Here is a 24,908-nt window from a genome sequence, read left to right on the forward strand (position 1 = left end):
GGGACGGCGCGACCCGGTCACGGCTGCGCGCTGTACGGCGCCTGGAACACCCTGGCCGTGGCGCTCTCGCCCTGGACGGCGACGGCGGTGGGCACGCCGACGACGACCGCGAGACCGGCGCAGATGGCGAGCGCGGCCATGATCCTGTGCAGGGAGTGCACAACCATCGTCGAACTCCGTTTCGATCGTAGCGGCGTGGTCGGCAGGGGCAGCCGGACCCGATCCGCGGGTGACGCCGAAGAGCGTCCAAGCGGAGCATGGCACACGGCGGTCCTCACGGTCATCACCCACTTCCGCCCCTGCTCGTTGGGCAATACCCCCGGAGCGGGAGCCCCGATCGTCGGGGACATCCCACCACTTCCGGTAACGAGCCCGGAACCGGGAAGTGACTCAGTCGCGCGCCGACCGCGCCCTCGGCTCCTCGTCCAGGTCCACCCACCACACCGCCGCGCCCGCCCGGTCGCGCACGCCGATGGTCCGGTAGATGCGCTGGAGGTGGTTCTGCACGGTCTTGGGCGACAGCCCCAGCTCCGCCGCGATGCCCGTCGTGCTCTCGCCGGCCGCCACCCGCCGCAGCACCTCGATGCCCCGCTTGGTGAGGCCCGCGCGCAACGCCCGCGCGATCCGCCGGTTGTCCTGCTCCGCGGTGGCGGAGCTGCGCAGCGGGTCCGGCCGCGCCACCCGCGCCGACCGCGGCCCGAACGTGCGCTCGGCCAGCTGGTCGACCAGCCGCGCGGACAGGTCGTGCTCCCGCATCCGCAGCAGGTCACGACCTTCCTGCAACTCCCACAGCCGGTACTGCTCCAGCTGGGACCGGGCGTGGTGCAGCGCCGAGTCGAGCTTCCCGGCCCGCTCGAAGGCCACGCTCAGCGCGCCGTGCGCCCGCACCGCGACCTCGCGGGCCAGCGCGCCCATCGCCAGCTCCGCCGCCCGCGTGAGCAGCCGCACCTGGTCGTCGTAGCGCTCCCGCACGCCGCTGATCCGGGCCCGCGCCATCAGCAGCTCGGCCCGCAGCACGGGCCGGTCCTGCCCGGCCAGCAGCCGGTCGGCCCGCTGGCACGAGCGCAGCGCCCGGTCCACCTCGCCGAGGTCCAGCCGCACGTGCGTGAGCAGCAGGTTCAGCCGGGCCATCCGCAGCGGCTGGTCCAGGTGCTTCCACCGGTCCCGGGCCTGCGCGCACAGCTCCTCGGCCCGCCGCAGCTTGCGCGTGCACGGTTCGCCGTCCAGGCTGCACCGGCTCGCCGCCGACCGCGCCAGGCAGTGCTCGTGGTACTGGGTGCGCAGGACGTTCGCCTGCTCGAACAGGATCGAGCCGATCAGCTCGACGTCCTTGGTCAGCTCGGCCAGGCCCAGGGCGCGCGCCAGCGAGTGCAGCGACCGCTCCCGCGAGTCCAGCCGCAGCTCCACCACGGCCTGCGCGAACCCGCACCACGCCTGCAACCCGACGTGCCGGTTGGCCGCCGCGATGGCCCCGACCCGGTCGATGGTGTCCAGCGCGCCGGGCAGCAGGCCGCGCTTGCCCAGCGCCACGGACTGGACCAGCACGCTGTGCGCCACGCCTTCCGCGTCGTCCAGCCACGAGAACGCGGCCACCGCCTTCTCCGCGGCCTCCAGCGCGTCGCCGGGACGTCCCTCGTCCAGCGCCATCCGGGCCTCGCGCAGGTTGGTGACGGCGGCCTCGCGCGGATCGGCCGCTCGCTGGACCGGAATGGTCATCGTGTGGTCGCCCCCGTGCGCCGCTGCCGGACTGCCGCACGGCCGACGGTACTCACCGCAGCTCCCGCTTCAGCACCTTTCCCGTCTCGTTGCGGGGCAGGGCGTCGAGGAAGACCACCTCCCGCGGCACGGAGAACCTGGCCAGGTTGGCGCGCACGTGCTCGCGCACGGCGTCCTCGTCCAGCGCTCCGGGCTCGTCGCACACCACGTACGCGGCGAGCCGTTGGCCGAACCGCTCGTCCGGCACGCCGACCACGGCCACCTCCCGCACCCCGGCCAGGCCCGCGAGCAGGTCCTCGACCTCGCGCGGGTACACGTTCTCGCCGCCGGAGACGATCATCTCGTCGTCGCGGCCGGAGACGAACAGCAGGCCGTCCGCGTCGCGGTGGCCGACGTCGCCGGTGGACATCAGGCCGTCGCGGACCTCCTTGCCCGCGCCGTTGGTGTAGCCGTCGAAGAGCATGTCGTTGGCCACGAAGATGCGGCCGGTGACGCCCGCGGGCACCGGGGCGCCGTCGTCGTCCAGGATCGCGAGCCGGGTGCCGTGCGGCGGCCGGCCCGCCGTGTCGGGGTGGCGCGCCAGCTCGTCGGGGCGGGCGATGCTCACCCACGACACCTCGGTGGAGCCGTAGAGGTTGTAGAGGACGGGGCCGAACTCCGCCAGGCACCGGCGCGCCACCGGGGGCGGCAGCGCCGAGCCGCTGGACGCGATCACGCGCAGCCCCGGCAGGTGCGGGCGTTCGGGCAGCTCCAGCACGCGTTGCAGCATCACGGGCACGACGAACACCGCGTCGGCGCGGTGCTCGCGCGCGTCGGCGAGGACGAGCGCCGGGTCGAACCGGCGGCGCAGCACGAACGTCGCGCCGAGCACGAGCCCGATCTGGAACGCGGCCAGGCCCCAGGTGTGGAACAGCGGCGCGGGCACGGAGAACCGATCGCCCGCCCGGAGCGGGATGCGCGAGAGCAGCGCGGCGGCGGGCGTGAGGCTCGCCGGTTCCGGCCGCCGGGCGCCCTTGGGCGCGCCGGTGGTGCCGGAGGTCAGCACGATCATCCGGCCGCGCGGCGGCCGGCCGGGCAGCGGCGTGGCGGGGGAACCCGCGATGAGCTGCTCCAGCGTCTTGCTCCTGGTCGTGCCCTCCACCCACGCGATGACCCGGCGGACCTTGCGCGGCGCGTGGGTCAGCAGGCCGCGGAACTCGGTGTCCGCGACGACCACGGAGACGTCCTGCTCGCGCAGCACGGCGGTGATCTGCCCCGCGCTCAACCCCGTGTTGAGCAGCACGGTGTGCGCGCCGAGCTTCACGCAGGCCGCCACCGTCTCGACGAACCCGCGGTGGTTGCGGCACAGCACCGCGACCTTCGAGCCCGCCCGCACGCCGAGGTCGTGCAGGCCGTGCGCGAGCCGGGTGGTGCGCTCCTCGACCTCGGCGTAGGTGAGCGCGCCCGCGTCGTCGATGATCGCGGGCCGGTCGGGGTGCCGAGCCGCGCCGGTGGCGAACCCGAACGCCACCGTGATGTCCCACTTGAGGTAGGCGTCCAGCACGCCGAGCAGCCGTCCCGGACCCATCGGCCGCACGACGCCGGCGCGCACGAGCGTGACCAGGGCGCGCAGCACGCCCAGCGCCCGCCTCACCGCGCCACCCGCGGGGTCGCCGGGCGGTCCCGGTCGGCGTCGAGCGGCGACGCGGGGTCGCCCGGCCTGGCGAAGTAGGTGCTCACGGGTTCGATACTGACATTACCTACCCGTGAGTAGGAAGAGTGCGGGGTGAAATCGGCGACCCCGCGATCAGATCTCCGGGGTGCCGGACGCGTTCACCACGGCGTCGCGCAGGGCCGCGCGCAGGCGCCCCACCTCCAGCGGCGTCAGCACGGCCGCCTCGCCCGGCGGCACGGTCACCACGACGTGGCCCTGGCTGACGAAGACGGTCATGTCACGTCGGCGCGACGCGATGTCGCGGCAGGAGATCTGCCACTCCTTGCCTGTGTTCACTGCCCTTGCCCTCCAGGGTCTCGACACGGGTGCTCGGACCAGTCCGGGCGCTCGCGGTGGGGAGACGCACGGGGGTTGGTGCCATGACGGGACTTCCGCCGGGCGATCGCGCCGAGCTGTCGTTAGCCTCGCACGCGTGCGTCGCCGCAGTCACCTGGAAGGGTGAGAAATGGGCTGGAACCGCAACGGATCGTGATGTTCGGGCGGTGTTCGGTGCCCTTACAGGCAGGAGCCGCTGTCCGGCCGGTGGTCCGAGGCGATCAGGCGCTGGAGCAGCTCGTGCAGGCCGCGGGCCTCGTCCGGCGTCAGGTCCGCGGTGAACTCGCGCTCCACCTGGGCGTGCAGCTCCTCGACCGCGCACTGCACGGCCCGGCCCTGCTCGGTGATCACGGGCACGCGCACCCGCCGGTCGGTCGGGTCCGGCTTGCGCACGATCAGGCCCGCGCGTTCCAGTCGGTCCAACTCCGCGGTGAGGGTGGTCTTGTCCAGCCCGAGCGCGTGCCCGAGGGCGAGCTGGGTGCGCCGGAACTCCTCGCTGGCCAGGGCGGTCAGCACGATCTGCCCGCGCGTGGTGATGCCGTGGCGGCCCGCCGCCTCCTGGGCGACCGCGCCCAGCTTCTGCGCCGCGCGGTGCAGCAGCCAGTTGAGGCCCGCGCGGCTCGTGCAGCCGGGGTCGGCGGGGTGGTCCATACCCCCGAGCATACGCGAGGTGTGAGATATTCTGATCTGGGAATATCTTGACGCGGAACTACTCCGGTCATATGTTCTGAATCAAGAACTTCTTGGGGAGGAACAATGTCCCACCTGCTGCACATCGACACGAGCCTGCGCTTCGAGGGCTCGGTGTCGCGCGAGGTCACGAGGGGTTTCGCGGACGCGTGGCGGGCCGCGCACCCGGACGGCGGGGTCACCTACCGCGACCTGGCGGCCGACCCGCTGCCGCACGTGGACCCGGCGTCGCTCGCGACGCGGGGGACCGAGGCCGACCGCCCGCTGGAGCGGCTGCTGGTGGCCGAGGTGAAGGCCGCGGACACCCTGCTGCTGGGCGTGCCGATGTACAACTACGGCGTCCCGTCGAGCCTCAAGGCGTGGCTGGACTGGATCATGGTGCCGGAGCTGTTCGTCGACCAGGCGACGGGCGAGGGCCCGCTGACCGGCAAGCGCGTCGTGGTGGTGACCGCCCGGGGCGGCTCCTACGCGCCCGGCACGCCGCGGCACGCGTTCGACTTCCAGGAGCCCTACCTGCGGGCCGCCCTCGGCATGATCGGCCTCGACCGCGACCTGGAGTTCGTGCACGCCGAGTTGACCATGGCGCACACCGCGCCGCAGCTCGCGCAGTTCCGCGAGCAGGCCGTCGCCTCGCTGGAGGACGCGCACCGCGCGGTGCGCGAGCTGGCCGCCGCCTGAGGGGGAGGGGGTGGCGGGCCGGCTCGGGGACGGCCCGCCACCTCGGCGGAGACGATCTCCCGGGCTGTCACACTGGTCCGGGAGGTGCGATGTCCGAGCCGATCGCCGCGGTCGTGGTCCGTGCCGCCGAGCTGACCGCCCGGGGGCTGCCGCGCCAGGCGATCGAGCTGCTCCGGCCGGCGCTCCTGGTCAACCCCCTGCACGGCGAGGCGTGGTGCCGGCTGGCCGCCGCGCACCTCGACGCGGGCGAGCCCGACCCCGCGCTGGACGCGGCGAAGCGCGCCCTGGTGCTCGACGGCGACCCGGCGTGGGCGCAGCGGCTGACCGCGTTGGCGTTGAGCGAGCTGGGCCGGCACGTCGAGGCGGTGGTCGCGGCGCGGGAGTGCGTGCGGCGCAAGGCGGGCGACTGGCGGTGCCAGGTGGTGCTCGCCGAGGTGCTGGCGAACAGCCCCGACGGGCGGCAAGAGGCCGTGGCCGTCGCCCGGGAGGCGACGCGCCTCGCGCCGACCGAGGCCCGCGCGTTCCAGGTGCTCGGCGACGCGGCGCTGCGCGTGCGCGACTGGGGCGTCGCCGAACGCGCCTATCGCACCGCGTTGCGCCTGGACCCCGACGCGGACGACGTCCGCGCCAACCTGGCGACGGTGCGGCGCAAGCGCGGCGGCGCGCCCATCCCGCCGCCGTCCGGCGAGGCGCTGACCGCCGCGCACGCCGTGCTCTGGCCCGCGTTGTCCAGGGTCGCCGCGCTGCTGGTCGCCGGCGGGCTGCTCCTGCTGCTCGCGGGCATGCCCAAGCCGACGCCCGCGCTCGGCTGGTTCGCCGCCCTGCTCGTGGTCGGCTGCCTGGTGGTCGTGGGCGCGGCGTCGCTCCGGGCGCCGCGCGCGGTGCGACGGGCGGTGGTCCGCCTGCCCGCGCACCGGCCCCAGGTCGCCGTGGTGGCGACGATGTTCGGGCTATCCGCGGTGGTGCTGCTCGGGTGGGCGGTGGCGCTGCTGCTCGGCGCGACGACGATGCAGCCGTTGGTGATCGCCTGGCTGTGCGCGCTGCTCGGCGGAACCGTCGTCGTCCTGGGCGGCGGTCGGTAGCCTGGTGCGGGGAAGGAGTCCGATGACCCGGCGCGCGCTGCTCGCGATCCTCGCGTTGATCGCGGGTTTCGTCGTGTCCGGACCCGGCCCCGCCACCCCCGTCGAGGCGGTCGCCGCCGTCTCCTCGACGGTGGACGCGGCCCACCTGCCCGGCACGGCCGCGCGCACCACCACCGCGCACCCCGTGCAGGTCCACCTGGGCCAGCCGCTGGACGGCGTCCAGCCCGCGGTGCACGTCCCGCCCGCGCCGCCGGTGCGGGTGGACGTCCTCGACCCCACCCACGCCACGCCCGAGCACGCCGGCCAGGCGCCGCTCGGTGAGCGCGCGCCACCCCCGACCTCCGGTAGCTGAACCCCCCACCGTTCACCTCACCCGGAGGTCCCTCCACCATGCCGCGCCCCGACGCGCGGCGAGCGTTGATCGTCCGCGGGCTCCTGGCCCTCGGCGTGCTCGCCGCGTCCGCGTTCACCCTGCTCACCGTCCAACCGCGCCTCGGCCTCGACCTGCGCGGCGGCACCCAGATCGTGCTGGAAACCCCGTCCGAAGCCACCTCCGACGCCACCGACCGCGCGATGGAGGTGCTGCGCCGCCGCGTCGACGAGCTGGGCGTGGCCGAACCCGTGCTGGCCCGCTCCGGCGACCACCGCATCGTGGTGGAGCTGCCCGGCGTGCAGGACCCGACCGAGGCCATCGAAGTGCTCGGCCGCACGGCGCAGTTGCGCGTGCAGCCGGTCACCGGAGTCGGCGACGTGCCCACGCCCGAGGGCGACTCGGTCGGCCTGGGCGAGGTCGTGATGACCGGCGAGGGCATCGAGGACGCCCGCGCCACGCCCAACGCGCAGGGCGTCGGCTACGTCGTCGGCGTCGACTTCCAGGGCGACGCGCCGCGCGCGTGGCAGCGGGTGACCGCCGAGGCGGCGTGCTCGCCGCCGGGCGACCCGAAGCGGCGGGTGGCGTTCGTGCTGGACGACGAGGTCGTGTCCGCGCCGCAGGTCGACCCGTCCGTCGCCTGCGGCACCGGCATGATCGGCGGCAGCACCCAGATCACCGGGCGGTTCAGCCAGGCCGAGGCCGAGGAGCTGGCGCTGGTGATCCGGTCCGGCGCGCTGCCCGTGCCGGTCGAGGTGGTGGAGCAGCGGACCGTCGGCCCGACGCTCGGCGCGGAGGCGATCGAGGCCAGCGCCCGCGCGGCCGTCATCGGCGTGGCGCTGACCGGGCTGTTCCTGCTGTTCGTCTACCGGCTGGCCGGGCTCGTGGCCGTGGTCGCCCTGGTCGGCTACGCGGCCGTCGCGTACGCGGCGATGCTGGCGATCGGGGCGACGTTGACGTTGCCGGGGTTGGCCGGGTTCGTGCTCGCCATCGGCATGGCGGTGGACGCCAACGTGCTGGTGTTCGAGCGGTCACGGGAGGAGTTCGCGCGGCGCAAACGCTTGCCCCGCTCGGTGGACGAGGGGTTCCGCGGCGCGTTGAGCGCGGTCGCGGACTCGAACGTCACCACGCTGCTGGCCGCGGGCCTGCTGTTCTGGTTGGCCACCGGCCCGGTCAAGGGGTTCGGCGTCACGCTGTCGATCGGTGTGATCGCGTCGCTGTTCAGCGCGTTGGTGCTGAGCCGGGTGCTGCTGCGGCTCGTCATGCCGGTCCTGGAACGGCGGCCCCGGTGGAGCGGGCTGCACTCGTTGGGCCGGGTGCGGACCTGGCTGACGCAGCGGGGGATCGAGCTGTACCGGCGGCCCCGGCGCTGGCTGCTCGTGGCCGGCGTCGTGGTGCTCGCGGCCATCGGCGGGTTGTTCGTGCGCGGGCTGGAGCTGGGCGTGGAGTTCACCGGCGGGCGGATGCTGGAGTTCACCGCGGCGTCGGTGGACACCGGCCGGGTGCGGGCCGAGCTGGCGTCCGCCGGGTTCGGCGACGCGGTGGTGGTGACGTCCGGCTCCGACGGCCTCTCGGTGCGCACCGGCCCGATCGACTCGGCCGCCGCGACCAGGCTCGGCGAGGCCGTCGACCGCGCGACCGGCGGGGCGGAGCAGGTCAGCAACGAGCTGATCGGCCCCAGCCTGGGTTCGGAGCTGCGGCGCAACGCGCTGATCGCGCTGGCCATCGCGGTGGCCGCGCAGCTCGTCTACCTCGCCGTGCGCTTCGACTGGCGGCTCGGCGTGGCCACCGTGGTGGCGCTGGTGACGGACGTGGTCGTGCTCGTCGGCGCGTTCGCGTGGCTGGGCAAGACCGCCGACGCGGTCTTCCTGGCCGCGCTGCTCACCGTGATCGGCTACTCGGTGAACGACTCGGTGGTGGTGTTCGACCGGGTGCGCGAGCTGCGGCGGACGCGTGCGCCGTTCCCCGACGTGATGAGTTCGGCGGTGCTGCAAACCCTGCCGCGCACCGTGAACACGGGCATCGGCGTGCTGTTCGTCCTGGCGGCGCTGCTGGTGCTCGGCGACGGCTCGCTGGCCGACTTCTCCACCGCGCTGCTGATCGGCCTGGTCGCGGGCACGATCTCGACCGTGCTGACCGCCGCGCCGGTGGCGATCGTTTTGGAGGGCCGCCGCCGATGAGCACGCGGTCGCCGTCCGCGTGGCCGTCCACAACCGACACACCGGCCGCGGCCGGTCCGCGGTCGGACCGGCTCACGCGGCTCCTGCCGAAACGGCCGGTCGTGTAGCAAGGTGTGCACATGACCGGATTCGCCGCGTACCAGAACGAGATCTACCTGCAAGGGCTGGCGGGGACCGTGCCGCCGTTCACCACCGACCCGGAGGGGTTGGAGGCGTCCGCCCGGGAGCGGCTCGGGCCGGGGCCGTTCTGGTACGTGGCGGGCGCGGCCGGTGGTGGGGCGACGGCGCGGGCCAATCGGGAGGCGTTCGACGACTGGCGGATCGTGCCGCGGATGCTCACCGACGCCACCGAACGGCACCTCGGCACGTCGTTGCTCGGCACGGACATGCCCGCGCCGGTGTTGCTCGCGCCGGTCGGGGTGCAGTCGATCCTGCACCCCGACGGCGAGCTGGCGACCGCGCGGGCGGCGGCGGAGTTGGGAGTGCCGTTCGTGCTGTCCACGGCGTCCTCGCACACGATCGAGGAGGTCGCGGAGGCCGCCGGTGACGCCGCGCGCTGGTTCCAGCTCTACTGGCCGAACGACCCGGACGTGGCGGCGAGCATCCTGGACCGGGCGCGCAAGGCCGGGTACACGGTCCTCGTCGTCACGCTCGACACGTGGACGCTGGCCTGGCGGCCGCACGACCTCGACCAGTCGTACCTGCCGTTCCTGCGCGGCGTCGGCACGGCGATCCCGTTCTCCGACCCGGCGTTCCGGGCCGGGCTCGCCGCGCCGCCCGAGCAGGACCGGCCGATGGCGATCCTGCGGTGGGTGCAGCTGTTCACCGGCGCGGACCGGTCGTGGGACCAGTTGTCGTTCCTGCGCGAGCACTGGGACGGGCCGATCGTGCTCAAGGGCATCCAGCACGTGGACGACGCGCGCAAGGCCGCGGACGCCGGCATGGACGGCATCGTCGTGTCCAACCACGGCGGGCGGCAGGTGGACGGCGCGGTCGGGTCGCTGGAGGTGCTGCCGGAGATCGCCGACGCGGTCGGCGAGCGGGTCGAGGTGCTGTTCGACTCCGGCATCCGCAGCGGGGCGGACATCGTCAAGGCGTTGGCGTTGGGCGCGAAGGCCGTGCTCGTCGGCCGCCCGTTCGCCTACGGCCTCGCGCACGGCGGCCAGGTCGGCGTCCGGCACGTGCTGCGGGGCCTGCTCGCCGACTTCGACCTGACCCTCGGCCTGTCCGGGCACCGCAGCCCGGCCGAACTCAACCGCGAGGTGCTGCGTCGGCGCTGAGCTGCCGCAACCGGTGCTGCACGGTGGCGAAGTCGGCCGGCTGCACGGTGATCCACGGCGTGCCGTCGCCGCCGGTCGTCTTCGCCGACAGGTACCGGCCGCCGACCGTGTCGAAGTACGTCAACGGCGCGGCGCACCGGTGCTTGCGCCCGAACCGGTCCCGGCGCGCGGCGTAGAGCTGGCCGCCGCCGGTGCGCCGCTCGGCCAGCAGCCTGCGCAGCTGCTCCACCTCGGCCGCGTGCCCGCCGGTCGGCCTGCTCGCCTGCAGGAACGACCCGCCGTCCTCGTCCGGCCGGGGTTGGCGCGGCTTGTCGTGCAGCGCGTCCGCGGGCAGCGAGAGCACGGGGCCGCGCCCCGGCTTGGCCTCGGGCAGCACGGACACCAGGGACGGCACCGCGTCCTCGGCCCGGACCGGTTCGAGCACGAAGTGCCGGTCCGCCCGCAGCACGACGCGCAACGCGTCGTCACCGGACTGCGCCACCAGGGCGGTGCGCGTCGCGTCGTCGCCCTGGTTGAAGAACGCGTAGTACTCGACGCCCGCCTCGGCGATCAGGCGCAGCGACCGGGCGAGGTCGGCGTGCACCTGCCTGCCGCGGGCGAGGCCGAGCCGTTCCAGCTCGTCCCAACCGCGGCGGGCGAGGTCGGCCAGCCCGGTGACGTCGCCCTCGGCCAGCCGGCCGCGGTCGAACTCGACCTGCGTCAGCAGCGCGTTGTGCAGCGTCGGCAGGCCCTCCGCCTGCCACGCGTTGTAGAGCGCGACGACCGGGACGGCCACCCTGGTGCGCAGCACTTCGCCTCACTCCCCGATGACGGGCGGTGCCACCAGCGTCCCGTCGCCGAAGATGTCCTCGGTCTCCTGCAGGTACGACGCGGACTTGTGCTCCTTGTCCTCGTCGCCCTGACCACGCGCGCCGCCGGCACCCATGCCCGCGCCCATCCCGGCCGCGCCGGGACCGCCACGCGCGCCGGCCGAGCCGCCGGGCCCGAACCCACCGGAACCACCGGGCCCGAAGCCGCCGCGACCCTCGTTCGGCCCCAGCGCGCCGGACGCCCCGCCGGGTCCGAACGCCCCGCCGGGACCGAACGCCCCGCCGGGACCGCCGCCGCCGGGCCCGCCCATGCCGGGCATGCGCCCCGCGCCGAGGCCGCCTCCGCCACCACCGCCGCCGCCGGGCATGCCGGGACGGCCGCCGCCGGGCACACCCGGTCCGCCGGGCACGCCCGGGACCCGGTTGCGGGGGTTGTTGGGGTTGCGCGGGTCGTTCGGGTTGCGGGGGTCGTACGGCAACCGCGGGTCGTAGGGCAGCCGGGGGTCCTGCGGCAGCCGGTCCTTCGGCAGCTCCGGCGGCCGGTAGCCGATGTCCGGCTGGGGCCGTTGGGGATCCGGCTGGACCCACGACGGCCGGGTCGTGTTGTCGGTGGTCGTGCCCGGCGGCGTGACCTGCGGCGGCTCGGTCCACGAGGGCTTGGTCGTGCCGGTGCCGGTGCGATCGGTCGTGCCGTCGTCGGCGCCCTTGCCGGTGCCGGTCTCGTCCTCGCCTTCCCGGCCGGGCTTGGGCGGCGGGATGACGGTCTTCTCCTGCTCGACGTTCCCGGTGATCTCGTCGGGCTCGGGGAAGTACGGCATCGAGTTGCCGGCCGACGTCGTGGCGCTGCCGTAGGTGTTCAGCACCTGGAGGTTGTGCGAGTTGACCTCCTGGCTCTGCTCGACCGCGTCGTCGTAGTCGGTGTTCCACGGGATCGCGTCGTTGTACCAGGGCTTGTCGGGCACCTGGACGGGTTCCCGCAGGCTGCCCTTGGCCTCGCGGAACGCGCGGCTGATCTCGCCGGTGTTGTCGCCCGCCGACGTGGCCAGGTCGCCGGTCACCTCCGACCAGCTCGCCAGCGGCGTGGTGTTGGAGCGGGCCGCGTCGCCGGCGGCGCCCTCCCAGACCGCGCCGGACGCCCGGACCGCCGCGTTGATCATCTCGGCGATCTCGCCGTGCCCGGCGGCGATCCCGAGCCAGGTCTCACGACTGGCGTCCGTGGTCTGCTCGGGTCCCCTGCCCTCGTGGAACCAGCCGTAGATCGCTTCCGGGGCCACGCACATGTTGAGCAGACCCTGGGCATCGCTGTCGACGGCCACGTCCTACCCCTTCAGGTTCCCGATCACGGTCTCCGCGATCTCGCTGGACACGGAACACGGTTCGGTGTACTCGGGCAGCTTCTTGTCGTTGACGCGGACCTGCACCGCGAAGCCCTTGCCCTCGGCCACGCCGACGGCGGTCGAGCACGCGCCGTGGGCCGCGTCGGTCAGGTCGCTGTTGACCGCGGGGTACCCGGCCACCTGGGTCGGCTCGAACACCGGGAGGTCCTCCCGGTTGGCGTAGACGCCGTTCAAGCCCTTGCCCTTGTCCAGCACCACGAAGACGAAGCTCGTGCCGAGCGCGCGGTCGTCCGGGTACCACTGGCAGGCCGTGCCCGCCGGGTCCGGGCGTTCGGTGCCGGCCTTCGTCACCCCCCGGGCGGAGAGCTGGTCGGCCTTCAGCGCCGCGCACGGGCCGCTGAACTTGGCGAGGTCCAGTTCCGGCCCGGTGATGGCCGGGACGTCCCCCGTCGCCGCCGAGGTCGTGGTGGCCCCCGCCGCGGCGGTGCCCGTGCTGTCGACCGGTGTCGGGGTGCCGTCGTCCTTGGTCGTGCACCCCGACGCGACCAGGAAGGCCGCCGCGGACACGATCACCAGCGCTGCTCGCCTCACGCCTGATTCCCCCCGCCCCTGAAGGCGTCGGTGTTCGCCTGCTCCTGGCCCTCGTAGTTGTCCAGGGAGGCTTGGATGCTCTGGATCGTACGGTTGAGGGCCTCGATCGCCTTCAGGCTCGCCCACCCGTAGCCACCGGGATCACCGCCGGCGGTCTGGGCGATCGTCGTCGCCGCCGACTCGCTGTAGGGATCGTTGCCGGGCCCTCCGGAGATCGTGAAGGTCCACGCCTGGTCGTAGAGGCTCTGCAGCCGGTCGCGGGCGTCGGCCAGGCCGTCGATCAGCTTCTGCGCCTGTGCCAGGTCGACGGTGAAGTGCGTCTGACCTGCCACGAGACCGGAACCCGCCGGGCCGGCGGACACCGTGTCCGCCACGAACCCGATCTTGCCGATGAGACCGCCACCCCCGGCGTCCACCATCGTCGCGCTCCCCTCACGCCGAACTACCGGAAGTGATGATGGCACAGGGTCTTCGCCCCGTCGGGGCTTCCGGAACGGTTACTCCTTCCGGGGAACGGCGTCCGATTCGTTCAAGACGCGGTAGTGCGGTCGGGCCTACCGTCGAGCGCATGATCGAAGCAGCTCGTTCCTTCATCCGGCTCAACGCGCGGGTCCTCGAACAACGGCGGTTCCTGCACCTCTTCGAGGGCGGGTCCGGTGACGCCGTGGCGACGGCGGTGCTGGCCTACCGCAACGACGACGGCGGGTTCGGGCACGCGCTGGAACCCGACGGGCGCGGGCCGGACAGCCAGCCGCTGCACACCTACACCGCGTTGTCGCTGCTCGCGGAGGTGGGCCGGACCGAGCACGCGCACCCGGCGTGCGACTTCCTGGCCACGATCGCCAACCCGGACGGCGCGGTGCCGAATTGCCTGGACACGCCCGGCGCGCGGGCCCCGTGGTGGCAGCCCTCCGGCGAGAGCGACCTGCTGGTCACGGCGTTGCTGGCGAGCGCCCTGCACCGGATGGGCGTCGAGCACCCGTGGCTGGACGGGGCGACCGAGTTCTGTTGGCGGCGCATCGCCGGGCTGACCACGTCGCACCCGTACGAGGTGAACGCCTGCGCCCGCTTCCTCGACCACGTGCCCGACCGGCCGCGGGCGGAGCGGGAGGCCGAACGGCTCGGCGCGCTGGTGCGCGAGCAGGGGTTGGTGGACCTCGGCGACGGGCGGGCCCCCGAGGGGTACGCGGCGGGGGAGACGCACAAGCCGCACCAGTACGCGCCGACGCCCGACAGCCTGGCCCGCCGCTGGTTCAGCGACGAGGAGATCGGCGCGGACCTCGACGCGGTGGCCGCCGCGCAGCAGGACGACGGCGGGTGGACGTTCCCGTGGGCCGCGTGGACGCCCGTGACGACCTACGAGTGGCGGCCCATCGTCACCATCGAGGCATTGCTGGCGCTGCGCGCCTACGACCGGATCAGCTGACCCAGCGGCACGCCGGCCAGGTCGCGCACCTCGCGCGACAGGTGCGCCTGGTCCGCGTACCCGGTGCGGTGGGCGATGTCGGCGAAGGGCACCCCGGCCCACGCCAGCTTGACCGCCCGGTCGAACCGCAGCACCCGGTGCAGCACCTTGGGCCCGTAGCCGAACGCGGCCAGGCTGCGCCGGTGCAGTTGCCGTTCGCTCAGGCCCAGGTCGGAGGCCAGGTCGCCGACGCTGGTCGAGGACACGGCCGACGCGATCGCGCGCACCAGGGGCGCGGGCGGCGTTTCCCGCAGCCGGTCCAGCGCGGCCGCCGCCAGCACGTCGCACGGGTCGTCGGCGGCGCCCAGGGCGTCCTCCAGGCGGGCCGACGGCCCCCACAGCTCGGCCAGCGGCACGCGCTGGTCGCGCAGCTCCACCCCCGGCACGCCGAACGCCGCCGGCCCCACGCCGGGACCGAACCGCACGCCGAACACCGTGCCCGGGCCGAGGGCCGTCAGGTGCCCGACCGTGTCGGGACCGGCCACGAACACCGCGCCGGCGCCGGCCGCGTAGATGATGTCCGTGCACCCGTCGGGCACCACCAGGGCCGGGGCGTCCGACGTCGCGGTCCGGCGCCAGACGCACGCCAGACCGGGGAACGGGCGTTCCGCGTACACCCCGCCGATGGTAGTGGCGGGCCGCGCAAGGAGGAGGCGTGCGCGGCCCGCCACGGGCTCTCACGTGCCGAAGCGGATCCAGTTCAGGCTCACGTACGGCGCGGGCTGGCCGCTGGTGAACGTGATGTAGACGTCGTGCGTGCCGGTGACGCCCGAGATGTTCGCGGGCACCGTGCGCCAGCTCTGCCAGCCGCCGGTGTCGGCGATGGCGAAGCTGCCGATCGGCGCGGCGGTCGGGCTGTCCAGCCGGACCTCGACCAGGCCGCTCACCCCGCCGGTCGCGCCGGACGCGGCCCGGGCGACGAACTGGGTCGCGGTGCGCGAGCCGAACCGGACGCCGGAGAACCGCAGCGAGTTGCCGTTGGCCAACTGCGCCACCGCCTGGCCGCCGTCACCGGACACGATCGTGCCGCCGGACCGCGACGTGGCCTGCTCGGCCTGGATGTCGCTGAACGCGTCCCACCCGCTGCCGCCGGGAGGGTTGGTGGTGGTCGTGGTGGTGGGCTGCGTGCCGCCGCCCGCGGTCCACACCGCCACGTAGTCCACCACCAGCGAGTGACCGGACTGGGTCGCCGAGGTCGGCGTGCCGAAGCCCGCGACGCCGTTGGGGAACGCCCCGCCCATGGCGAGGTTCAGCAGCAGGAAGTAGCCCGCGTGGCCGGTCATGTTGTTCCACGTGGTCGCGTCCATCTGGTTCTGGGTGACGCTGTGGAACTGCTGGCCGTCCACGTACCAGCGCAACGCCTTGGGCGAGCTGCTGTCGTCCCACTCGAACCGGTAGGTGTGGAACGCGGACTGGCACGTCGAGCCGGGGCACGCGCGGCTCGCGCCCAGGCCGTTGGTCTCGTTGCACGGCCCGCCGGGGTTCACGCCGCAGTGCAGCACGCCCCACACGGAGTTGATGCCGTTGACGTTCTCCATGATGTCGAACTCGCCGATGGCGGGCCAGTTCCAGTAGTTGCCCCGGTACGGCGAGCCGAGCGCCCAGAACGCGGGCCAGTAGCCGAGCGCGGCCTGGCCGGTGACGTTCGGCATCTGGATGCGGCCCTCGATGGCGAGCTTGCCGCCCGCCGGCGGCCGGAAGTTCGACCGCTGGGTCTCGATCCGGGCCGACGTCCAGTTGCCCGAGCCGTCGCGCAGGGCGGTGATGCGCAGGTTGCCCGAGCCGTCGAGCTTGATGTTGTTCGTGCTGTTGGTGTAGTTCTGGATCTCGCCGGTGCCCCAGTTGCCGGGACCGCCGGGGTAGCCGTGGCCGAGGTCGAAGATCCAGTTCGAGGACGACGGCAGCGTGTTGGCCGCGCCGTTGAAGTCGTCGCTCCACTGCAACGTCCAGCCCGACGGGGTGGACGGCACCGAGGCGTTGGCCGACAGGGTCGCGACGACCGCGAGCGGCACGGCGGTGATGAGTGCGGCGGCGGTGGCGACGACCCGTCGTCGTCGGCTCCGGCTGGGCTCCATGAGCGGTGACCTCCTTGTCACTGTCCTGGGCGTTCGGCACGGACACCGTGCCCGCGCACTCATGAGAGCGCTCTCATGATGATCGTTCAAGCGACCGAACGGCGCAAAAGCCCGCTACTTGGCGTCGGCGTAGCTGTCCACCGGCACGGCCTTGAGCGGGAACCGGACCGGGGTGGCCCCGAACACCAGCCGCGACGCCTCCTCGCCCGCCGCCGTCACCTCGGCGCACACCACCCCCGCCAGTTCCTCCGGGCAGTGCACCAGCACCTCGTCGTGCTGGAAGAACACCAGGTGCGCGCCGCGCGCCGACCGGTGCAACCGCCGCCGCAGCGCGCCGAGCAGCGCCGCCGTCCAGTCCGCCGCGCTGGCCTGCACCACGAAGTTGCGGGTGAACCGGCCCCAGTCCCGCGCCGCGCGCCGGGACCGCCGCAGCGCGTCCTCGCCGTCGTCGGTGTCGCCGGTCGCGGCGTGCCACGCCTCCGACGGCGGCGGGCTCGTGCGGCCGAGCCGCGAGCGCACCACGCGCCCCTGCTCGCCCGCGAGGGCGGCGGCCTCCACGTACCCGACCGCCTCGGGGAACCGGCGGCGCAGCACCGCCATCGCCGGACCGGCGTTGCCGCCCGTGCCGCCGTACATCGCGGACAGCATGGCGGTCTTCGCCTTGCCCCGGTCGCCGTCGAACGCCTCCGCCGCGAGCGAGGTGTAGAGGTCGTCGTCCGTGGAGACCTCGGTGAACCGGTGGTCGTTCGCCAACGCCGCCAGCACCCGCGGTTCGAGCTGCGCCGCGTCCGCCGCCACCAGCTTCCACCCCGGGTCGGCCCGCACCGCCTTGCGCAGCGTGCGGGGGATCTGCAACGCCGCGCCGCCGCGCGTCGCCCACCGCCCGGACACCACGCCGCCCACCACGTAGTCCGGTCGGAACCGGCCGTCCGCCACCCAGGTGTCCAACCAGGACCAGCCGTGCGCCACCCACAGCCGGGCCAGTTCCTTGTACTCCAGCAGCGGCTCGACGGCCGGGTGGTCGACGCCCTTGAGCACCCACGCCCGCGCCGACGGGATGTCGATGCCCTCCCGCGCGAACGCGCGCACGATGCCCGGCGGGTGGTCGGGGTTGACCGGCTTGCCGCCGAACGCGGCCGTGATCCGGTCCGCCAGCTCCGCGAGCCGCGCCGGCCGCGCGCCGTTCACCGGGCGCGGGCCCAGCGCGTCGACCAGCAACGCCTCGTGCACGTCCGCCCGCCACGGCAGGCCGAAGTGCGTCATCTCCGCGGCGGCCAGCGCGCTGGCCGACTCGGCGGCGAACAGCAGCCGCAGCCGGTCCGCGTGCGGCAGCGTGGCGACCAGCCGCTGCTGCTCCGCGTGCACGGCGACGACCGCGTCCACCGGGTCCTCGTCGCCGGGCAGCGGTTGCTGCTCCGGCTCGAACAGGGTCGGCTGCGACTCGCGCCTGCGCGGACCCTGGTCGACCGGCACGGGCAGCCCGCGCAGCCGGGCCAGCGCCGCGGCCAGCCCGCGCGGCTCGGCGTGCCGGCCCTGGTAGGCCAGCAGCAGGTACTCCACGTGCGCGAGGTCCTGGCACCGCTCGACCCGCACCCCGTGCGCCAGCAGGTCCGGGTAGACCTCCGCCGTCTCCGCCCAGACCCACCGGGGCCGGTGCCGCGCCTCCAGCTCGGCCACCGCCGCCGCCAGGTCCGAGGTCCGCACCACCGGGCCCTCGGGCACGCCCGCGTCGGAGAGCGCGCGCAACCGCCCCGCGTTCCCGCCGTCCGACACCAGAGCCATGAGCACGTCCCCGATTGTGCTCGCCGGCACCGACAGTCCCGGTGGCCGCCGGTCACCCGATCGTGGCGGAGGCGTGCGGGCCAGGATGTGCCGGTGGACCGCACCCCCTCGCCCGGTGAGCTGCTGGACCCCAGGCGGGCGGTGGTGCCGTTCCACGGCCGGGTCGAGGAGCTGGCCGCCCTGACCCGGTGGCGCGACGGCGACGGGGTGCTCTCCGTGCTGCTCCTGCACGGCCCGGCCGGGGTGGGCAAGACGCGGCTCGCGGTGCACTTCGCCGCCGGCTCCACCGTCCGCGTCGTGGACGACGCCGACCTCATCCCGTGGCACGACCTGCGCTACCTGATCTCGGCGGCCACCGACCGGACCCGGATCCTGCTGGTCGCGCGCGACGCCGGTTGGTGGTGGTCCGCGGTCCGGCAACGCGCGGCCGACCTCGGCTGCGCCTGCGCCGAGCTGGCCGTCGAGGCCCGCCCCGACGAGCACGGCCCGTCCTTCGCCGCCGCCTGCGCCCACTTCGCCGACGTGCTCGGCCGGCCCTGCCCGACCGTGATGCCGCCGGACGTGCCGACGCTGCACGACCTGCACCTGGCCGCGCTCGCCGCCGTGCACGGCGCGTCCGCCGACGACCCGGTGGGGCTGGTGCGCCGGCTCATCGCCGTCGACCCGAACCCGCCCACCCGCGGCCGGTTGGCGGAGGACGTGCTGGCCGTCACGCTGCTGGACGAGCGGATCACGCCCTCGCGCACGCCCGAGGCCCTGGAGACCCTGCTCCGCGCCGCCGACCGCTGGCCGCACGTCCGCCGCCGCGCCGAGGAGCTGTTCACCACCGAGCCGGACCTGGCCCGCACCGCCACCTGCGCCACCCTGCGGGCGCTGGTCGAGTCGCCGACGGCGGCCGCGGCCGTCGCCCGGCACGTGTTCGACGACCCCCGGTTCCACGGCGACCCGCTGCCCGCGCTGCTCACCCGGACCCTGCTCGACCACCGCGCCGCCACCGCCGGGAAGCCGGAACTCGCCGAGCTGCACGGCGTGCTGGCCGCCCGCGCCGCCCTCGCCGGGCTCCACGAGGAAGCCCTCGCCGCCGCCCGCCAGGAGGTCGCCCGGTACCGGGAGCTGGCCGAGGAGGACCCGGTCGAGCACCGCCCGGCGCTCGTCGACGCGGTGGCGGACCTGGCGTTGCGCCACGTCGCCGTCGGCCGCCCGGAGGACGCGCTGGCCACGTCGGAGGAGGCGGTGGCGCTGTGCCGGGTCGCCGCCGCCGAGGACGAGGACTGCGTGCCGCACCTGGCCGGCGCGCTCGACCGGCTCGGCCAGCGGTACGCCGCGGTCGGCCGCCGGGACGAGGCGCTGACGGCGGTCGGCGAGGCCGCCGCCCGCTACCGCGACCTCGCCGCCGCGCACCCGGCGCTGTTCCGGGTGGACCTGGCCAAGGTCACCCACCACCACGCGGTGCGGCTGTTCGACGCCGGCCGCCCCGACGAGGCCGCCCGCGTCACGCGGCTCGCGCTGGCCCGGTGGCGCGAGGTGGCCGAGGCGGACCCGCGCTACGAGGCCGAGTTCGCCCGCACCCTCGCCGCGCTCGCCGACCTGCTGTCCGGGCAGGGCAGGCGGGACGAGGCAGTGCCGGTGGTGGAGGAGTCGATCGGGGTGTTGCGCAGGCTCGCCCGCGCCAACCCGCGCGACTTCGAACCGGAGCTGGCGGGCGCGCTGGGCGGGCTGAGCGCGTTGCTGGGCGCGCTCGAACGCGACGCCGACGCCGTGCGCGCGGCCGAGGAGGCGGTCCTGGTGCGCCGCCGGATCGCCCGTGACGGCGACCCGCACGCCGTCGGCCACCTGGCGGTCGCGCTCGGCGACCAGGTCGAGGTGCTGCGCGGCCCGGAGCGCCTCACCGCCGCCGAGGAGGCGGTGGAGCTGCTGCGCCCGCTGGCGGTCCGCCACCCGGTCGACCACCAGGTCCCGTACGCCGTCGCGCGGTCGCGGCTGGCCCGGCTGCTGCTCGCCGCCGGCCGCGAGGACGAGGCGCGGCGGCTCGTGGACGAGGTGCTGGCGGTGGCGCCGCGGTTGCCGCACCGACCACCGGTCGCGCACGCGGCCACGCTCGCCTCGGCGTTGCGGGACCTCGCGGACAGCCTGGCCGCGCACGACCACGGCCACCTCGCGCTGCGCGCCGCCGAGCAGGTGGTCGGCATCCGGCGCGACCTGCTCGGCCGCAGCCGGTCCGCGCCGGTCGCGTACGCCGTGGCGCTGCACCGGACCGCCGTGCTGCTGCACGACCGGTCCGACCCGGAGGCGTCGGGCCGCGCCCGGCTGGCCGTGCTCGTGTGGCACCTGACCCACACGGCCGACGAGCTGGCCGCCGAACCCCGTTACGCCGACACGTTGTCGCTGTACGCGCGGGTGTGCGCCGAGTCGGGCCGGCACGTGGAGCGCGCGCTGTCGTTGGCACACCGGGCGATGGTGGTGCTGCGCAACTCGCACGCCACGCCGGACGTGTTCATGCGGGCCGAGGAGGCGGTGGACGCGGTGGTCCGGGCGCACGCCGACCCGGAGGCGGCGCGCGCCCGGATGCGCGCGATGTCGGAACCGGCTAACCCGTGGTGACCAGCGAGCGCAGGAAGAACGCCACGTTCGCGGGCCGCTCGGCCAGCCGCCGCATGAAGTAGCCGTACCACTCGTCGCCGTAGGGCACGTAGACGCGCATGCGGTTGCCCGCGGCGGCGATGCGGCGCTGCTCGTCGGGCCGGATGCCGTACAGCATCTGGTACTCGTAGCTGTCCGGCGACCGGTCCGCGGCCAGCTCGCCCGCGATGGCGATCAGCCGCGGGTCGTGCGAGGCGACCATCGGGTAGCCCTCGCCCGCCATCAGCACCTTCAGGCACCGCACGTACGAACGGTCCACATCGGACTTGTCCTGGTACGCCACCGACGCGGGTTCCCGGTACGCGCCCTTGCACAGCCGCACCCGCGACCCGGCGTGCGCGAGGTCGCGGCAGTCCTGCTCGGTCCGCTTGAGGTACGCCTGGAGCACCGCCCCCACCCACGGGAAGTCCACCCGCAGCTCCCGCAGGATGCCCAAAGTGGAATCGGTGGTGGTGTGGTCCTCCATGTCCAGGGTGACCGTGGTGCCGACCGCGCCGGCCGCCGCGCAGATGCGGCGGGCGTTCTCCAGCGCGATCTTCTCGCCGTCCACGGGCAGGAACTGGCCCACCGCGGACAGCTTCACCGACACCTCGGCCCGCGCGGTGTGCCCGGCGCGGTCCAGCCGGGCCAGCAGGTCCAGGTACGCCTCGACGGTGGCGTCGGCCTGCGCCACGTCCCGGGTGTCCTCGCCGAGGTGGTCGAGGGTGACGTACCGGCCGTCGGCCAGCACCTCGCCGGTGGTGGCGACGGCCGCGTCCACGTCGTCGCCGGAGATGAAGCGCTTGACCACCGGCCGGGTCAGCGGGGTGCGTTCGACCAGCTCGCGGATGGCGCCGGAGCGCGAGGCGGCGAGCAGCGCGGAGCGGAGCATGATCACCCCTGGTGCGGGTAGCGGTAGGAGGTCGGAGCCGCGAACGTCTCCTTGATCGACCGCGGGCTCACCCAGCGCAGCAGGTTGTGCACCGAGCCCGCCTTGTCGTTGGTGCCCGACGCCCGGCCACCGCCGAACGGCTGCTGGCCCACGACCGCGCCGGTCGGCTTGTCGTTGACGTAGAAGTTGCCCGCGGCGAACCGCAGCTCGTTCTGCGCGTGCACGATCGCCGCCCGGTCCTGCGCGATGACGGCGCCGGTCAGCGCGTACGGCGCGGCGCCCTCCATCTGCCGCAGCACGGTGTCGTAGTCGGAGTCCTCGAAGACGTGCACGGCCAGCACCGGGCCGAAGTACTCGGTGGTGAACACCTCGTGCTCCGGGTCGCTGCCCAGCAGCACGGTCGGCCGCACGAAGAAGCCCTCGGAGTCGTCGGCCGTGCCTCCCGCGACGACCTCCAGCCTGTCGTCCGCGTGCGCGGCGCGGAGCACGCCGGACAGCTTGTCGAACGCGCGCCGGTCGATGACCGCGCCCATGAAGTTCGACAGGTCCGTGACGTCGCCCACGGTCAGCGACTCCACGTCGGCGAGGAAGTCGTCCTTCACCCGGTTCCACACCGAGCGGGGCAGGTAGGCGCGGGACGCGGCCGAGCACTTCTGGCCCTGGTACTCGAACGCGCCGCGGACCAGCGCCGTGCGCAGCACGTCGAGGTCGGCCGACGGGTGCGCGAGCACGAAGTCCTTGCCGCCGGTCTCGCCGACGATGCGCGGGTAGGACCGGTAGTTCGCGATGTTCGCGCCGACCTGGCCCCACAGGTGCCGGAACGTGCGGGTGGACCCGGTGAAGTGGATGCCCGCGAGGTCCGGGTCGGCCAGCGCGACCTCGGACACGGCCAGGCCGTCGCCGGGCAGCAGGTTGATCACGCCGGGCGGCAGGCCCGCCTCCTCGAGCAGCCGCATGGTCAGGTGCGCGGCGAAGCTCTGCGTCGGCGACGGCTTCCACAGCACCACGTTGCCCATGAGGGCGGGCGCGGTGGGCAGGTTGCCCGCGATGGCGGTGAAGTTGAACGGGGTGATCGCGTAGACGAAGCCCTCCAGCGGGCGGTGGTCCGTGCGGTTCCACACGCCGGGGGAGGACTGCGGCTGCTCGGCCAGCAGCTGCCGGCCGAAGGAGACGTTGAAGCGCCAGAAGTCGATCAGCTCGCAGGCGGCGTCGATCTCGGCCTGGATCGCGGTCTTCGACTGGCCGAGCATGGTGGCCGCGTTGAGCGTGGCGCGCCACTTGGTCGCGAGCAGGTCGGCGGCGCGCAGCAGGATCGCGGCGCGGTCGTCGTAGGACATCGCGCGCCACGCGGGCGCGGCCTGCTTGGCCGCCGCGATGGCGTCGCGGGTGTCCTGCCGGGTGGCGCCGTGCAGCGTGCCGAGGACGGCGCGGTGGTTGTGCGGCTGCACGACGTCGAAGCGCTCGCCGCCGCCCACCCGCTGCTCCCCGCCGATGGTGAGGGTCAGCTCGACGGGCTCCTTGGCCAGCTCGGCCAGCTTCGCCTGCAGCTGCGCGCGCTCCGGGGTGCCGGGCGCGTAGCCGAGGACGGGCTCGTTCACCGGTGCGGGGACCGCGGTCACGGCATCCACAAGCAGCTCCTTCGCCACAGGGTTGGGGTTGTCCCCACGGTAGGACTTCCAACCCTGCGACCCGTTGTCCGCACGTCTAGGCTTGGCCCCCCGTCGTTGTGGAACTGGACAAAAGATGAGCCTGCGGCAGGTCCTGATCGCGCTCGGCGATCCGCTGGTCGAGGTGCAGGTCGCGCCGCACGGGCTGGAGGCCGACGTCCTCGACGTGGTCATCCTCGACCCGGACGACACGCCGGACGTGCGGCACGGCGACCTCGCGCTCGTCGTCGGCGCGCGCGGCCGGGCGGCGGCGCCGCTGGTCAGGGCCGCCGGGGCGGGCGGCGCGGCGGCCGTGGCGGTCAAGGTGGACACCCCGTCGCCGGTGCTGCGGCAGGCGGCGGCGGACGCGGGCGTGGCGTTGCTGGCGGTGCGGCCCGAGGTCCGCTGGGAGCACTTGGAGGCGCTGGCCCGGGGCGTGGTGCACAACGCCCGGGTGACGGCCGACGCGGGCGCGGGCGAGGTGCTCGGCGACCTGTTCGGCCTGGCCCAGACGATCGCCTCGCTGACCGGCGGCATCGTCAGCATCGAGGACACCGCGAGCCGCGTGCTCGCCTACTCCCGCTCCACCGACGAGGTGGACGAGCTGCGCCGGCTGTCCATCCTGGGCCGGCAGGGACCGGAGCCGTACCTCAAGATGCTCCGCGAGTGGGGCGTCTACCAGCGCCTGCGCTCCGGCGAGGACGTGGTCCGCATCGAGGAGCGGCCCGAGCTGGGCATCCGCCGCCGCATCGCGGTCGGCATCCACGCCGGCAAGCAGCCGCTCGGCACGATCTGGGTGCAGGAGGGCGGCACGCCGCTGACCGAGCGGGCCGAGCGCGCCCTGCTCGGCGCGGCCCGCGTCACGGCCCTGCACCTGGTGCAGCAGCGGGAGCCGGCCGCCGCGTTCCGGGAGAACCTGCTCGCGTCCCTGCTCGACGGCCGGATGGACGCCGGGGCGATCGCCGAGCAGATCGGCGCGGACCCGGAGAAGCCCGCCGCGGTCGTGGTGTTCGCGCTGCGCGGCCAGGAGCACGCCGACCGCACCGAGCACGAGCTCCGCCGCGCCGAGATGACGAGCCTGATCTCCGTGCACGCCGCCGCGTACCGGCGCAGCGCCCTGGTCAGCCAGCGCGGCGGCCGCACGTACGCGCTGCTCACGGACCTGCCGCCGAAGGCGCCGCTGCTCACGTTGACCAAGGAGATCGTGGCCGCCGCGCGCAAGCACATGAACCTGCGGGTGCAGGGCGCGATCGGCTCCACGGTGCCCACGGTGGACGAGGTCATGGTCTCCCGGGCGGAGGCGGACCGGGTGCTCGACGCGATGTCCCGCGACCTCGACGCCGAGGTGGCGACGCTGGAGGACGTCCGCTCGCAGGTGCTGGTGAGCGAAACCCTCGCGCTGCTGGCCGAGCACCCGCGCATCCGCGACCCGCGGCTCGACCGGCTGGACGGCGAGCTGGCCCGTTCCCTGCTGGCCTACCTGGACGACTTCGGCGACGTCAAGAGCGCGGCGGCGAAGCTGCACGTCCACCCCAACACGCTGCGGTACCGCGTCCGACGTGCGGCGGAGGTCGGCGGGTTCGACCTGGACGACCCGCTGGTGCGGTTGTTCGCCCAGTTGCAACTCAGGCTGGCCTGAGCCGGCCGCCCGGCGCGCCGTACCCTGC

22 protein-coding genes are annotated in these 24,908 nt (G+C 74.5%); 8 read left to right on the plus strand and 14 right to left on the minus strand.

The genetic code is table 11. The annotated features are described in order from the left end of the window. Positions 1-17: 17 nt before the first annotated feature. The 5 genes from ACWEFJ_RS03775 to ACWEFJ_RS03795 form a co-directional block, all read right to left on the minus strand. Positions 18-167: a hypothetical protein gene (locus ACWEFJ_RS03775; RefSeq protein WP_378084319.1), complete on the minus strand. Its 150-nt coding sequence runs from the start codon at positions 165-167 to the stop codon at positions 18-20. A 223-nt stretch (positions 168-390) separates the two neighbouring features. Next, positions 391-1,716 (minus strand): response regulator transcription factor, encoded by a 1,326-nt coding sequence (locus tag ACWEFJ_RS03780; protein ID WP_378084318.1) that lies wholly within the window; start codon positions 1,714-1,716, stop codon positions 391-393. Positions 1,717-1,768: 52 nt separating this feature from the next. Then, entirely contained in the window at positions 1,769-3,283 is a 1,515-nt protein-coding gene (locus tag ACWEFJ_RS03785; protein WP_378084337.1) for an AMP-binding protein, read from the minus strand. Between the two features lie 219 nt (positions 3,284-3,502). Beyond that, positions 3,503-3,706 carry a hypothetical protein gene (locus ACWEFJ_RS03790; RefSeq protein WP_378084316.1) on the minus strand — a complete coding sequence of 68 codons (204 nt, stop codon included), beginning with the start codon at positions 3,704-3,706 and terminating at the stop codon, positions 3,503-3,505. Between the two features lie 219 nt (positions 3,707-3,925). Continuing rightward, positions 3,926-4,396 (minus strand): MarR family winged helix-turn-helix transcriptional regulator, encoded by a 471-nt coding sequence (locus ACWEFJ_RS03795; RefSeq protein ID WP_378084315.1) that lies wholly within the window; start codon positions 4,394-4,396, stop codon positions 3,926-3,928. A gap of 105 nt (positions 4,397-4,501) precedes the next feature. On the opposite strand from ACWEFJ_RS03795, the gene ACWEFJ_RS03800 reads away from it, so the two are divergent. The 5 genes from ACWEFJ_RS03800 (at position 4,502) to ACWEFJ_RS03820 (ending at position 10,025) form a co-directional block, all read left to right on the plus strand. After that, positions 4,502-5,113, plus strand: a complete 612-nt coding sequence (locus ACWEFJ_RS03800) for an FMN-dependent NADH-azoreductase (protein WP_378084313.1) — start codon at positions 4,502-4,504, stop codon at positions 5,111-5,113. 89 nt (positions 5,114-5,202) lie between these two features. Continuing rightward, complete coding sequence (locus tag ACWEFJ_RS03805; RefSeq protein ID WP_449712831.1) at positions 5,203-6,195, plus strand: tetratricopeptide repeat protein; 993 nt, start codon at positions 5,203-5,205, stop codon at positions 6,193-6,195. A gap of 22 nt (positions 6,196-6,217) precedes the next feature. After that, the gene (locus tag ACWEFJ_RS03810) at positions 6,218-6,547 is read left to right on the plus strand and encodes a hypothetical protein (protein WP_449712832.1); all 330 of its coding nucleotides are present in this window, start codon (positions 6,218-6,220) and stop codon (positions 6,545-6,547) included. 38 nt (positions 6,548-6,585) lie between these two features. After that, a complete protein-coding gene (secD, locus tag ACWEFJ_RS03815) occupies positions 6,586-8,745 on the plus strand; it encodes a protein translocase subunit SecD (protein WP_378084308.1) in 2,160 nt (719 codons plus the stop codon). A gap of 119 nt (positions 8,746-8,864) precedes the next feature. Next, a complete protein-coding gene (locus ACWEFJ_RS03820; protein ID WP_449712833.1) occupies positions 8,865-10,025 on the plus strand; it encodes a lactate 2-monooxygenase in 1,161 nt (386 codons plus the stop codon). Here ACWEFJ_RS03820 and ACWEFJ_RS03825 read toward each other — a convergent pair. Genes ACWEFJ_RS03825 through ACWEFJ_RS03840 form a run of 4 tightly spaced genes read right to left on the minus strand, consistent with a single transcriptional unit; the run spans position 9,997 to position 13,181 of the window. After that, positions 9,997-10,815, minus strand: a complete 819-nt coding sequence (locus tag ACWEFJ_RS03825; RefSeq protein WP_449712834.1) for an ESX secretion-associated protein EspG — start codon at positions 10,813-10,815, stop codon at positions 9,997-9,999. The two genes, ACWEFJ_RS03820 and ACWEFJ_RS03825, sit on opposite strands and share 29 nt — an antisense overlap. A 6-nt stretch (positions 10,816-10,821) precedes the next feature. Beyond that, on the minus strand, positions 10,822-12,150 hold the full coding sequence (locus tag ACWEFJ_RS03830; RefSeq protein ID WP_449712835.1) for a PPE domain-containing protein: 1,329 nt from the start codon (positions 12,148-12,150) through the stop codon (positions 10,822-10,824). Between the two features lie 3 nt (positions 12,151-12,153). Beyond that, complete coding sequence (locus tag ACWEFJ_RS03835) at positions 12,154-12,762, minus strand: DUF3558 domain-containing protein (protein ID WP_449712836.1); 609 nt, start codon at positions 12,760-12,762, stop codon at positions 12,154-12,156. Continuing rightward, entirely contained in the window at positions 12,759-13,181 is a 423-nt protein-coding gene (locus ACWEFJ_RS03840; protein ID WP_449712837.1) for a hypothetical protein, read from the minus strand. The genes ACWEFJ_RS03835 and ACWEFJ_RS03840 overlap by 4 nt, the downstream gene beginning before the upstream one ends. 149 nt (positions 13,182-13,330) lie before the next feature. Between ACWEFJ_RS03840 and ACWEFJ_RS03845 the strand changes: the two genes are divergently transcribed. Beyond that, positions 13,331-14,188 carry a hypothetical protein gene (locus tag ACWEFJ_RS03845; RefSeq protein ID WP_449712838.1) on the plus strand — a complete coding sequence of 286 codons (858 nt, stop codon included), beginning with the start codon at positions 13,331-13,333 and terminating at the stop codon, positions 14,186-14,188. Here the strand turns inward: ACWEFJ_RS03845 and ACWEFJ_RS03850 are convergent. The 3 genes from ACWEFJ_RS03850 to ACWEFJ_RS03860 form a co-directional block, all read right to left on the minus strand. Beyond that, positions 14,170-14,844, minus strand: coding sequence for a helix-turn-helix domain-containing protein (locus tag ACWEFJ_RS03850; protein WP_449712839.1), 675 nt, complete (start codon positions 14,842-14,844; stop codon positions 14,170-14,172). The genes ACWEFJ_RS03845 and ACWEFJ_RS03850 overlap by 19 nt on opposite strands. Before the next feature lie 60 nt (positions 14,845-14,904). Further along, the gene (locus ACWEFJ_RS03855) at positions 14,905-16,302 is read right to left on the minus strand and encodes a carbohydrate-binding protein (protein WP_378084295.1); all 1,398 of its coding nucleotides are present in this window, start codon (positions 16,300-16,302) and stop codon (positions 14,905-14,907) included. 114 nt (positions 16,303-16,416) lie between these two features. Then, positions 16,417-18,084, minus strand: a complete 1,668-nt coding sequence (locus ACWEFJ_RS03860) for a bifunctional 3'-5' exonuclease/DNA polymerase (protein ID WP_449712925.1) — start codon at positions 18,082-18,084, stop codon at positions 16,417-16,419. Between the two features lie 93 nt (positions 18,085-18,177). On the opposite strand from ACWEFJ_RS03860, the gene ACWEFJ_RS03865 reads away from it, so the two are divergent. After that, the gene (locus tag ACWEFJ_RS03865) at positions 18,178-20,685 is read left to right on the plus strand and encodes a tetratricopeptide repeat protein (RefSeq protein ID WP_449712840.1); all 2,508 of its coding nucleotides are present in this window, start codon (positions 18,178-18,180) and stop codon (positions 20,683-20,685) included. Here the strand turns inward: ACWEFJ_RS03865 and ACWEFJ_RS03870 are convergent. Next, positions 20,672-21,595 carry a proline dehydrogenase family protein gene (locus tag ACWEFJ_RS03870; protein WP_449712841.1) on the minus strand — a complete coding sequence of 308 codons (924 nt, stop codon included), beginning with the start codon at positions 21,593-21,595 and terminating at the stop codon, positions 20,672-20,674. The genes ACWEFJ_RS03865 and ACWEFJ_RS03870 overlap by 14 nt on opposite strands. Positions 21,596-21,597: 2 nt before the next feature. Continuing rightward, positions 21,598-23,223 (minus strand): L-glutamate gamma-semialdehyde dehydrogenase, encoded by a 1,626-nt coding sequence (gene pruA, locus ACWEFJ_RS03875; RefSeq protein ID WP_449712842.1) that lies wholly within the window; start codon positions 23,221-23,223, stop codon positions 21,598-21,600. A gap of 115 nt (positions 23,224-23,338) precedes the next feature. Between pruA and ACWEFJ_RS03880 the strand changes: the two genes are divergently transcribed. After that, complete coding sequence (locus ACWEFJ_RS03880; RefSeq protein ID WP_449712843.1) at positions 23,339-24,880, plus strand: PucR family transcriptional regulator; 1,542 nt, start codon at positions 23,339-23,341, stop codon at positions 24,878-24,880. Positions 24,881-24,908: the final 28 nt, after the last annotated feature.

It is taken from the genome of Actinosynnema sp. NPDC004786, assembly GCF_053601135.1.